This window comes from Pseudomonas sp. GXM4, from assembly GCF_008923895.1.
In the GTDB taxonomy this organism is placed as follows: Bacteria; Pseudomonadota; Gammaproteobacteria; order Pseudomonadales; family Pseudomonadaceae; genus Aquipseudomonas; species Aquipseudomonas atacamensis.
In genome coordinates, this window is the sequence record NZ_WBRZ01000236.1 from 1 (window position 1) to 8,453 (window position 8,453).

Below are 8,453 nucleotides of genomic sequence, written 5' to 3' on the forward strand. Positions count from 1 at the left end.
AGCGAGCTTGCTCGCGAAGGCGGCCGCACGAACAACCCATCACTCAGCTTCGATACTCCGCCCGCTCAGCCAACCCTTCTTTAAGAAAATCCACCAACTTGCGCACCTTCGGCGACAGATGCCGCTGCTGCGGATACAGCGCCCACACCGCCGTATTCGGCGGCTGATGCGCCTCGAGCAAGGAAATCAGCGCGCCGCTGTGCAGGTGCTCGAGCACGTAATAGTCCGGCAACTGACACAACCCGACACCCTGAAGCGCCGCATCCAGCACCGCCTGCCCACTGTTGCAACGCCAGTTGCCCTGCACCCGCTGGGAAAATTCCCGCCCGTTCTGTTCCAGTTGCCAGATATCCGAACTGCCGATCAGGCAATTGTGTCGACTCAATTCCGACAAACTGTGTGGGCGCCCATACCGTTCCAGGTAGGAAGGCGACGCGCACAGGTACATTCTCCGTGGCGCCAGGCGTGTCGCGACCAAGCGCGAATCCTGTAGCCGACCCAGACGAATTGCCAGATCCAGCCCTTCATGCACCAGATCCAGCTGGCGATTGCTCAGCTCGATATCGATACGCAGCTGCGGGTACAGCCCCATGAAGCGAGTCACCAGCGGCACGATAAAGCGTTCGCCATAGGCCACCGCGCAGGTCATGCGCAGCATGCCTTTCGGTTCGCTGGTCAGATCGCCTACCGCGCGCAAGGCTTCTTCGCGACCGTCCTGCAGGCGCTGACAATGTTGCAGGAAAGTCTGCCCGGCTTCGGTCAACGTAACTCGCCGGGTGCTGCGGTAGAGCAGGCGCGTCTGCAAACGCTCTTCGAGCCGTACGATTTGTCGACTGATGTGCGAGGAAGAAACCCCAAGACGCTCGGCAGCGGCGGTGAATTGGTTGCATTCGGCGACGGCAACGAACTCGTCGATGCCTTCCCAGCGGTTTTCCGACACTTGGATTATCCCTGTATGGCAATAATGTTTTGCTTTCGTCCGGATTATTCCTCAGGACGCGCTGAACTACACTGTCTGTCTGCTTTTTTATTTATTGGGTTCACTGGAGAGTCAGCATGATCAAGTCGCGCGCCGCCGTTGCCTTCGAGGCCAAGAAGCCGCTGGAAATCGTAGAAGTCGATGTCGCCATGCCCAAGGCCGGTGAAGTGTTGCTGCGCGTTGTCGCTTCCGGGGTGTGCCACACCGACGCCTACACCTTGTCCGGCGCAGACCCGGAAGGCATCTTCCCGTCGATTCTCGGCCACGAAGGTGGCGCCATCGTTGAAGCGATCGGTGAGGGCGTGACCTCGGTTGCCGTCGGCGACCACGTCATTCCGCTGTACACCCCGGAATGCGGCCAGTGCAAATTCTGCAAGTCGGGCAAGACCAACCTCTGCCAGGCGATTCGCGCCACCCAAGGCAAGGGCCTGATGCCGGACGGCACTTCGCGCTTTTCCTACAAGGGCGAAACGATTTTCCACTACATGGGCACATCAACTTTTTCGGAGTACACCGTGCTGCCGGAAATTTCCGTAGCGAAGATCTCCAAAGACGCGCCGCTGGAGAAGGTTTGCCTGCTCGGTTGCGGCGTAACCACCGGTATCGGCGCCGTGCTCAACACCGCCAAGGTCAAACCGGGTGACACCGTGGCCATCTTCGGTCTCGGCGGTATCGGCTTGTCGGCCGTGATCGGCGCGGTGAAAGCCAAGGCTGCGCGGATCATCGCCATCGACATCAATCCGGCCAAGTTCGAAATCGCCAAACAACTGGGTGCCACCGATTGCGTGAACCCGAAAGACTTTGATCGTCCGATCCAGGAAGTAATCGTCGACATGACCGATGGCGGCGTCGACTTCTCCTTCGAGTGCATCGGCAATGTGCAACTGATGCGCGCCGCGCTTGAGTGCTGCCACAAAGGCTGGGGCGAGTCGGTCATCATCGGTGTCGCCGGTGCCGGTCAGGAAATCGCTACCCGTCCGTTCCAGTTGGTTACCGGTCGCGTCTGGCGCGGTTCGGCGTTCGGCGGCGTGCGTGGCCGTACTGAATTGCCGAGCTACGTCGACATGGCCCAGAGCGGCGAGATCCCGCTGGATACCTTCATCACCCACACCATGGGCCTGGAAGATATCAACAAGGCGTTCGACCTGATGCACGAAGGCAAGAGCATCCGCACCGTCATTCATTTCTAAGGAGCAGCGGCAAGCTACAAGCCACAAGCTGCAAGCAGGCGCAACGCCCTCTTGCAGCTTGAAGCTCGCAGCTTGCGGCTGAAGTGCTATGAATCTGGAAAACATTTCCTGTCAGAAGAGTTTCGGTGGCTGGCACAAGCGCTATCGCCATCGCTCCGAAGTGCTTGATTGCGACATGGTCTTTGCCGTGTACCTGCCGCCGCAAGCGGAGCAGGGCGGCAAGCTGCCGGTGCTGTACTGGTTGTCCGGGCTGACCTGCACCGATGAGAATTTCATGCAGAAGGCCGGTGCGATGCGCGTGGCCGCCGAGCTTGGTTTGATTATCGTCGCCCCGGATACCAGCCCACGTGGCCCGGATGTCCCGGACGATGCCGAAAAAGCTTGGGATTTCGGTCTCGGCGCCGGGTTTTATCTGAACGCCACGCAGGAGCCATGGGCGCATCATTATCAGATGCATGACTATGTCGTGCAGGAATTGCCTGCTCTGGTCGAAGCGCATTTCCCCGCGTCCGACAAGCGCAGTATCAGCGGTCACTCCATGGGCGGCCACGGTGCTTTGGTCTGTGCCTTGCGCAATCCTGGGCGGTATAAATCGGTTTCGGCCTTTTCGCCGATCACCCATCCGATCGATTGCCCGTGGGGTCAGAAGGTCTTTTCCAACTATTTGGGCGAAGACCGTTCGAAGTGGAAGGAGTGGGACGCCTGTGTGCTGATCGCCGATGCGACGGAGAAATTGCCGTTGCTGGTCGATCAAGGTGATCGTGACGATTTCCTCGCCACCCAGCTGAAACCCGAAGCCCTGCAATACGCGGCAAAACAAGCGGGGCATCCGCTGGAGCTGCGCCTGCAACCGGGCTACGACCACAGCTATTTCTTCATCTCAAGCTTCATTGACGACCACTTGCAGCATCACGCACGCGCTCTGCGCGGTTAATGCAGGTAGAATCACGCCCTGACAAAAATCGGGGCGTTTTTTTATGCGTATTGGCCACGGCTACGATGTGCACCGTTTCGCTGAAGGCGATTTCATTACTCTGGGCGGCGTGCAGATTGCACACGGCTTCGGGCTGCTCGCTCATTCCGACGGTGACGTCCTGCTGCACGCCTTGAGCGATGCCTTGCTCGGCGCGGCGGCGCTGGGTGATATCGGCAAACACTTCCCGGACACCGATCCGCAATTCAAGGGCGCCGACAGCCGTGTGCTGTTGCGTCATGTGGTCAGTCTGATCCACGCCAAGGGCTGGAAAGTCGGCAACGTCGACAACACCATCGTTGCCCAGGCGCCAAAAATGGCGCCGCATATCGAATCGATGCGCGCGCTGATCGCGGCGGATCTTCAAGTTGAGTTGGATCAAGTGAACGTCAAAGCTACCACCACCGAAAAGCTTGGCTTTGTCGGTCGCGAAGAAGGCATCGCCGTGCACTCCGTTGCCTTGTTGCTGCGCGCATGAATGAACTGCAATTGCTCGGCCCGCGGGCCTATGGCGAACCCCTCGGCACAGCGGTACTGAAAGCCATCGCCGAAGATTTTCAGGTCGATGAAGTGCTGGATATCCCGTTCAGCGGCGACGGCGAACACCTGTGGATCTGGGTGGAAAAGCGCGGCCTCAATACCGAAGAAGCGGCACGGCGGATCGCCAAAGCGGCGGGCGTGCCGTTGCGCACCGTCAGCTATGCCGGCCTCAAAGATCGTCAGGCCCTGACCCGACAGTGGTTCAGCGTGCAACTGCCGGGCAAGGCCGATCCGGATCTGTCGGCGGCGGAAAACGACACGCTGAAGATCCTCAAGACCACGCGCCACAAGCGCAAGCTGCAACGTGGTGCGCATTCGGCTAATGGCTTCACCCTGCGCCTGACTCAATTCAATGGCGACAAAGACGCGATTGAGCAGCGGCTGCAACTGATCGCCAAACAAGGCATCCCCAATTATTTCGGCGCTCAGCGCTTCGGCCATGATGGCGGCAACGTTGTCGATGCGCGGGCGTGGGCGGCGCGCAAGGCTTTGCCGGAACAGCGTAATGTGCGATCGCGGTTACTGTCGACGGCGCGCAGCTTTCTGTTCAACCAGGTGCTGGCGGCGCGCGTCGCCGATGGCACCTGGAACACCGCACTGGTGGGCGATCTGTTGGCCTTTACTGACAGCCGCAGCTTTTTCCCGGCCGGCGAAGCCGAATGCAGCGACCCGCGTCTGTCGATTCTCGACCTGCACCCGACCGGTCCGCAGTGGGGCGAAGGTGACTCGCCAACCGCTGGCGCAGTCCATGAACTGGAGCAGGAGATCGCCGCCCGCGAAGCGGATCTGCGTGACTGGTTGATCCACGCCGGCATGAGCCATGAACGTCGCATCCTGCGGCTGCCCATTGGCGGGTTGACGTGGCATTATCCCCAACCTGACATTCTGCAACTGGAATTCGTCCTCCCGGCCGGATGCTTTGCCACCGTATTGGTGCGCGAGCTCGTTGATCTGGTGCCGGTGGGGCAGACGGACAGCCCATGCGTATTCTGATTTCTAACGACGATGGGGTAACCGCGCCCGGTCTCGCCGCGCTTTATGCTGCGCTGGCGGATTACACCGAATGCGTGGTTATCGCCCCGGAGCAGGACAAAAGCGGCGCCAGCAGTTCGCTGACGCTCGACCGTCCGCTGCACCCGCAATACCTGGCCAACGGCTTTATCAGCCTCAACGGCACACCGACCGATTGCATTCACCTGGGCCTCAACGGCTTGCTTGAGCGCGAAGCGGACATGGTGGTTTCCGGCATCAACCTGGGCGCCAACCTCGGTGACGACGTGCTGTATTCCGGAACCGTGGCGGCAGCCCTTGAAGGACGATTTCTCGAGCGCCCATCGTTTGCCTTTTCACTGGTCTCGCGTCAGGTGGATAACCTGCCGACTGCGGCCTACTTTGCGCGCAAACTGGTCGAGGCCCACGCTGGGCTCGATCTGCCACCGCGCACGGTACTCAATGTGAATATTCCCAATCTGCCCATTGATCACATCCGTGGTATCCAGTTGACCCGTCTCGGCCATCGCGCCCGCGCGGCGGCGCCAATGAAAGTGGTCGATCCGCGCGGCAAGGCCGGTTACTGGATCGCCGCTGCCGGCGACGCTGAAGACGGCGGCCCGGGCACCGATTTTCATGCCGTGATGCAGGGCTATGTGTCCATCACACCGTTGCAGCTCGATCGCACTTTCAATGATGCCTTCAGAAGTCTTGATGGCTGGCTGGGGGGGCTGAGCTGATGCGTGAACATGACGACCGCCTGCGCAGCGGCATTGGCATGACCTCCCAGCGTACGCGCGAGCGACTGATCCAGCGGCTGTATGAAGAAGGCGTATCGAACGCCGAGGTGCTGGAAGTGATCCGCCGCACGCCGCGTCATCTGTTTGTCGACGAGGCGCTGGCGCACCGCGCTTACGAAGACACCGCGCTGCCGATCGGCAACAACCAGACCATCTCCCAGCCTTATATGGTGGCGCGCATGAGCGAGCTGCTGCTGGAGGCCGGCCCGCTGGATAAAGTGTTGGAGATCGGCACCGGTTCCGGCTACCAGACGGCGGTGTTGTCGCAACTGGTTGAACGGGTGTTTTCCGTCGAGCGCATCAAGGTGTTGCAGGATCGCGCCAAGGAGCGTCTGGTCGAGCTGAACCTGCGTAACGTGGTGTTTCGCTGGGGCGATGGCTGGGAAGGCTGGCCAGCGCTGGCGCCCTACAACGGCATCATCGTCACCGCCGTCGCCACCGATGTACCGCAAGCTTTGCTGGATCAACTGGCCCCTGGTGGGCGCATGGTGATTCCGGTCGGCTCCGGTGAAGTGCAACAACTGATGCTGATCGTGCGCGAAGAACATGGCTTTTCCCGACACGTTTTGGGCGCTGTGCGTTTCGTGCCTTTGCTCAACGGGCCACTGGCCTGAGCATTTGCGAGCAGGCGCTGAATTCCTTTCAACGGCGCCGGTCTTACACCGGCAGCCAGAGTTTAAACGCAGCGTACTTGCCCCTGGCAAACGTGTGCGTCCAGTGATTTCGCTTCATTAAAGGTAAAGCCGTTTCGGCCCGTTATACTTGCGACACTTCATGCCGCAGTGCGGCATTCAGAATTTTCAGCCACCACAAAGGGAGCGGCGGGTGAGTCTCACAGTCATTGCGCAGCGTATGGGTAACACGAGCTTTCAGCGCCTGGTGACTGGCCTTGTCTTGAGCACCTTGCTGGTCGGTTGCTCCAGCACCAAATCGAGCAACGTACGGGTTGTCGATCGCAATAATTCGGTCGCGCAACGTCCGACCGTTACTACCGGACAATATGTAGTCCGCCCCGGCGATACCTTGTTTTCGATCGCCTTTCGTTACGGCTGGGACTACAAAACCCTCGCCGCCCGGAACAATATTCCTACGCCGTATACGATCCATCCGGGTCAGACAATTCGCTTCGACGGGCGCAGCGGTTCAACGCCGACAGCGGTGGTGAGCAACTCCAGTTCTTCACCTTCTTCGTCGAGTAAAACCACGGTAATCCGGCGCCAGGCGAATGGCACCACAACCACTACAACCACCGGTTCCAAAGGGGTTGTACCGTCCGTCGCGAGCAAACCTGCACCCGCTCCACTGCCTCCGGCAGGCCCGGCCCCGACCGGCTGGGGATGGCCATCTAATGGCGTTCTGATTGGAAAATTCTCTTCAAACGGTAGTTTGAATAAAGGAATTGATATCGCCGGAGATTTGGGACAGCCTGTTTTAGCTGCGTCTGATGGGACGGTCGTATACGCCGGGAGTGGCTTAAGGGGCTACGGCGAATTGGTCATCATCAAACACAGCGAAACCTACGTCAGTGCTTACGGACATAACCGCAGGCTGTTGGTTCGGGAGGGGCAGCAGGTCAAGGTCGGACAGACAATTGCCGAAATGGGGTCAACGGGTACAGACCGGGTGAAACTGCATTTTGAGATTCGCCGCCAAGGTAAACCTGTGGATCCGCTGCAGTTCCTGCCAAGACGTTGATTTGTAGGCCAGCCTGTTCCGTCGCGTAGAGGGGACAGGCTCCAGCGTTGCCAAGGATAAAGGCGTCGCTTGAGCTTGGGGTCGAACTCACCAAAGGACTATAACAATGGCTCTCAGTAAAGAAGTGCCGGAGTTTGACATCGACGATGAGGTTCTCCTTATGGAGACCGGCATCGATTCGGATTCGATGTTGAATGATGAAGGGGCTGCTCCACCTTCCGTTCGTTCCAAATCCAGACACTCCGCCACACTCAAACAACATAAATACATCGACTACACTCGGGCACTTGATGCCACGCAGCTGTATCTCAACGAAATCGGCTTTTCCCCTCTGCTCTCCCCGGAAGAAGAAGTTCATTTTGCGCGCTTGTCGCAAAGTGGCGATCCGGCCGGGCGCAAGCGCATGATCGAAAGTAACCTGCGGCTGGTCGTCAAGATCGCCCGGCGTTACGTCAATCGGGGGCTGTCGCTGCTGGATCTGATCGAAGAGGGCAACCTCGGATTGATCCGCGCGGTGGAAAAGTTCGATCCCGAGCGCGGCTTCCGCTTCTCGACCTACGCCACGTGGTGGATCCGTCAGACCATCGAACGCGCGATCATGAATCAGACCCGGACCATCCGGTTGCCGATTCACGTGGTCAAGGAGCTCAACGTGTACCTGCGGGCCGCACGGGAGCTGACGCAAAAACTCGACCACGAACCTTCACCCGAAGAAATCGCCAACCTGCTGGAAAAACCGGTGGGCGAGGTCAAGCGCATGCTCGGCCTGAACGAACGGGTTTCTTCGGTCGACGTCTCGCTGGGTCCGGATTCGGATAAAACCCTGCTGGACACCCTCACTGACGATCGTCCCACCGATCCGTGCGAACTGCTGCAGGACGATGACCTGTCGCAGAGCATCGATCAATGGCTGTCGGAACTGACCGACAAGCAGCGCGAGGTGGTGATTCGCCGCTTCGGCCTGCGCGGTCACGAAAGCAGCACGCTGGAAGATGTCGGCCTGGAGATCGGTCTGACCCGCGAACGGGTGCGGCAGATCCAGGTGGAAGGCCTCAAGCGCCTTCGCGAGATCCTGGAGAAGAATGGCCTGTCGAGCGAGTCGCTGTTCCAATAAGCGCCTGATCGACCGCCCGCAAAAAGCCCCGGCTGATTCAATCAGTCGGGGCTTTTTGTTTATGCCTGTCTCGTGCATCGCGTTGTCGGGCGAGGTGCCAGACGAGTGGTCAGCATTTTCTGAGTTTGTAGTCTCGCGCTGTAAGCCGTTGCTTACTGTGTCGTAAGTGTTC

Annotated in this window: 9 protein-coding genes; 8 read left to right on the forward strand and 1 reads right to left on the reverse strand. The window is 59.4% G+C overall.

Going from position 1 to position 8,453, the window contains the following annotated elements; translation table 11 throughout:
* Nucleotides 1–43 precede the first annotated feature (43 nt).
* Nucleotides 44–940 (reverse strand): LysR substrate-binding domain-containing protein, encoded by an 897-nt coding sequence (locus F8N49_RS22120; protein ID WP_073476033.1) that lies wholly within the window; start codon nt 938–940, stop codon nt 44–46.
* Nucleotides 941–1,056: 116 nt separating this feature from the next.
* On the opposite strand from F8N49_RS22120, the gene F8N49_RS22125 reads away from it, so the two are divergent.
* From F8N49_RS22125 to rpoS, 8 genes are all read left to right on the forward strand, one after another.
* Entirely contained in the window at nt 1,057–2,169 is a 1,113-nt protein-coding gene (locus tag F8N49_RS22125; protein WP_007908835.1) for an S-(hydroxymethyl)glutathione dehydrogenase/class III alcohol dehydrogenase, read from the forward strand.
* Nucleotides 2,170–2,257: 88 nt separating this feature from the next.
* Nucleotides 2,258–3,103, forward strand: coding sequence for an S-formylglutathione hydrolase (gene fghA / locus F8N49_RS22130; RefSeq protein WP_151552582.1), 846 nt, complete (start codon nt 2,258–2,260; stop codon nt 3,101–3,103).
* 43 nt (nt 3,104–3,146) lie between these two features.
* Nucleotides 3,147–3,620, forward strand: a complete 474-nt coding sequence (ispF, locus tag F8N49_RS22135; RefSeq protein WP_039762489.1) for a 2-C-methyl-D-erythritol 2,4-cyclodiphosphate synthase — start codon at nt 3,147–3,149, stop codon at nt 3,618–3,620.
* Nucleotides 3,617–4,675, forward strand: coding sequence for a tRNA pseudouridine(13) synthase TruD (truD, locus tag F8N49_RS22140; protein ID WP_110645902.1), 1,059 nt, complete (start codon nt 3,617–3,619; stop codon nt 4,673–4,675). The genes ispF and truD overlap by 4 nt, the downstream gene beginning before the upstream one ends.
* Nucleotides 4,663–5,412 (forward strand): 5'/3'-nucleotidase SurE, encoded by a 750-nt coding sequence (surE, locus tag F8N49_RS22145; RefSeq protein WP_024011837.1) that lies wholly within the window; start codon nt 4,663–4,665, stop codon nt 5,410–5,412. The genes truD and surE overlap by 13 nt, the downstream gene beginning before the upstream one ends.
* Nucleotides 5,413–5,450: 38 nt before the next feature.
* Complete coding sequence (locus F8N49_RS22150; RefSeq protein WP_178117051.1) at nt 5,451–6,086, forward strand: protein-L-isoaspartate(D-aspartate) O-methyltransferase; 636 nt, start codon at nt 5,451–5,453, stop codon at nt 6,084–6,086.
* A 211-nt stretch (nt 6,087–6,297) separates the two neighbouring features.
* Nucleotides 6,298–7,167 (forward strand): peptidoglycan DD-metalloendopeptidase family protein, encoded by an 870-nt coding sequence (locus tag F8N49_RS22155; protein ID WP_016771452.1) that lies wholly within the window; start codon nt 6,298–6,300, stop codon nt 7,165–7,167.
* A 106-nt stretch (nt 7,168–7,273) separates the two neighbouring features.
* Nucleotides 7,274–8,281 (forward strand): RNA polymerase sigma factor RpoS, encoded by a 1,008-nt coding sequence (gene rpoS, locus F8N49_RS22160; RefSeq protein ID WP_016771451.1) that lies wholly within the window; start codon nt 7,274–7,276, stop codon nt 8,279–8,281.
* Nucleotides 8,282–8,453 lie beyond the last annotated feature (172 nt).